This is a genomic window from bacterium (assembly GCA_009926305.1).
In the GTDB taxonomy this organism is placed as follows: Bacteria; Bdellovibrionota_C; UBA2361; order UBA2361; family RFPC01; genus RFPC01.
Genome location: RFPC01000158.1, coordinates 1 through 2400, shown reverse-complemented (window position 1 = coordinate 2400; position 2400 = coordinate 1). Strand labels below are relative to the sequence as shown.

General features: G+C 48.3%; 3 protein-coding genes. All 3 read right to left on the bottom strand.

Annotated features, from left to right (window positions below):
• A partial coding sequence (locus tag EBR25_13155; GenBank protein ID NBW41928.1) for a hypothetical protein occupies positions 1-1183 on the bottom strand: 1183 nt, incomplete at its 3' end.
• Between the two features lie 21 nt (positions 1184-1204).
• A complete protein-coding gene (locus EBR25_13150) occupies positions 1205-2053 on the bottom strand; it encodes a hypothetical protein (protein NBW41927.1) in 849 nt (282 codons plus the stop codon).
• Positions 2054-2106: 53 nt separating this feature from the next.
• The gene (locus EBR25_13145; protein ID NBW41926.1) at positions 2107-2325 is read right to left on the bottom strand and encodes a hypothetical protein; all 219 of its coding nucleotides are present in this window, start codon (positions 2323-2325) and stop codon (positions 2107-2109) included.
• Positions 2326-2400 lie beyond the last annotated feature (75 nt).

Below are 2400 nucleotides of genomic sequence, written 5' to 3'. Positions count from 1 at the left end.
ACTCTCTAAAGACGTTCTCTTGATGATACAGAATCATCTCAAGAAGCCTACAGAATCCGTAGGTTAAGAAGCTCTTGTTTTTACGGGTGGCCGTGGCCTGAGCCCGACCCATCAAACCTTTAATCTCCGTGGCGGTTGCACCAGCTGAGATCGAAATCTCATCCACGCCGCCTAAAGCTGTTCGGATTTCTTCCCGAAGCAACAGAGCGTAACGGTTCATGTCACCGTTAACCGGGTCAGGCGTCAGGAAGCCAACCCGATCGGACGGTTCAACGTTTGCAATGATTCGCGGAACACGCAAACCGCCAAGCAAACTGTTCGAGCCAAACGGGTCAGAAACCCGAGTTGACGGATTATCGATACCAGCAAAACCGCTTTGACTACTAATAGTCGGGCGGAAATTACGGTCACCGCCGGCAGATTCGACCAGATCGCTACGGGGACGGGAGCTGACGAGCGTGGGATTACCGAAGAACTCAATGTTCTTGGCAATATTGCTCATCATCTGATCATGAAGAACGATAGCCTCCATGAACTGTTCAAACTCGCCTTCGCCTTCAGTACCGCTGGCATTTGGCTTATTTAAAACCTCCACAGCGGGAATGAAGCCCAGAGCATTGGGTTTTTTGCTCTTAGGACTCAACAAACCGCCGGGTTCAAGGTCAAAACTCAGTTCTGTGTTCGATTCGTACTCAGAAATAGTATCTGCAGTCAAAGATAAGCGAACATAGCGCTTATTCTGATTCATAGCTTCGCTAGGAAGCCCCAAAGCAGAATTTCTAACTTTATAGCTGTACAGAATGACGACTTCTTCTATGCCGCCGTTAACATCGTGATAAACTTTGTACTGATCCTTGTTAAAAAAGTAAATCTGGTACTTTAATTTCTGATCAGGCCTGAAATAGAACAAACCACAACCGTCGATCAAGAAATTACGGATGATCGCCGGAAAACGTATGTCTAACCTGTTCAGATCTATAAGATCAGCTAGAAATTTAGTCCTAGCACCGTAAGTATCCTGATCGCAGTAGAAAAACAGGCCCTGTTTCATCATCAGCAGGATCATCTGCTGTAAATGACCCAGGACCACCATCGTGGCCGATTGCTTGCTACGATCCTGGGTTCGCGCAGCCTCCAGAATCTCACTAAAGCGACTGCGGACGCTCAGATTATCAGCAGGCATCAGATTTAAACCCGTTTATCGTCAATTTGAGGTCGGAAGCAGGAAACTTCTGACTCGATCTATTCTAAACAGCTCAGGCGGCAAAAACTCATGGGGATAATCGACAAGAATGTGGTCAGTGCGGCCTAAAGGATCTGTAGCACCAGCCTCAGCCTTGTACTTATCCATAAAATCAAGCATTTCCTGGCTGTCAGCGGGTGCTACAGCATTAGGAATAACGTCATAACAGTGAGAAAAAGACTGAACCTTAGTTTTGTGCCGGTCTGGGCCTCCCATCCACGAAAAATGCCACCCGGCATCGCAGTTCCCGTAGATGCAGTCGTTCGGATTCCGCCGAATTTGAGATAACGTCTCGCCATTCAGGTGCTCGTGGAGTACAAAGGTGCCGCAAATCCAATTATTCGGTGCTTTTGTGTCATCACCGTTCGGATCCGTAACTCTAAGGTCGGCCCGACCATAAAGCATAGGCATTGACAGCCGAATACAGCGATCCGGGGAGCCTTTAGCGATACGAGCACCCTCAACCAGAGCTTCTGGCCTCGGGATTTCGTCTACATCACTGAAAAAGAAGACCGAATCGGGCGGAGTCATCCGCATACCGACAGCCAAAGCGTCTCTTTGAGCGTACTCTCGCGCCCACGGGCTGAAAATCTCCTCTTTAGAGGGTAGCTCAACGTGCAAAACCTGCACCTTGTCCTCAGGAATGCCTAGCTCCCGAAGAGTATCAACGCACGTAAAGGGTTTAGGGTCGCCCTTAAACGTACGATCTGCATCTGTTATGATAAAACCGTCTACAACGTCTTTTAGGAGCTCATACCGGAGCTCTAAAAGCTCTTTCTCGTTGAAATAAAGGAAACAATCGAACAGCATCAACCGCTTCAAGCTGTCAATATAGTAGTACAGACAGCTCTAAAACACAAAAATCAGCTGGATTTGTCTCGACTCAGATAAGCCCTGGCCTTACGGCTGGCTCTTTTCGCAGCTTCTGTATTAGAAACTTGCGTATTAACTGGTTTGTCGCCACGGGTGGCAGCCTTTTTCTTCTCATCCGTAGCCCTACGCTCCTCGGGAGACAACCGAGCCCAGGCACTTTTAGGTAAGTACCGCTCAGTTCGGCCTTTTTCGCGAGCTAGGTCGGCCATCAGTCTTTCTTCTTCTCGTACTCTTCCCTAGTCTGCCAATCTTCCTTAGACCACTTAGATAGTCTGTTCTTAGAC

Bases quoted from the DNA above. Each gene is read 5' to 3' on its own strand.
- EBR25_13150 (NBW41927.1), bottom strand. From the start codon at position 2,053: ATGCTGTTCGATTGTTTCCTTTATTTCAACGAGAAAGAGCTTTTAGAG.
- EBR25_13145 (NBW41926.1), bottom strand. From the start codon at position 2,325: ATGGCCGACCTAGCTCGCGAAAAAGGCCGAACTGAGCGGTACTTACCT.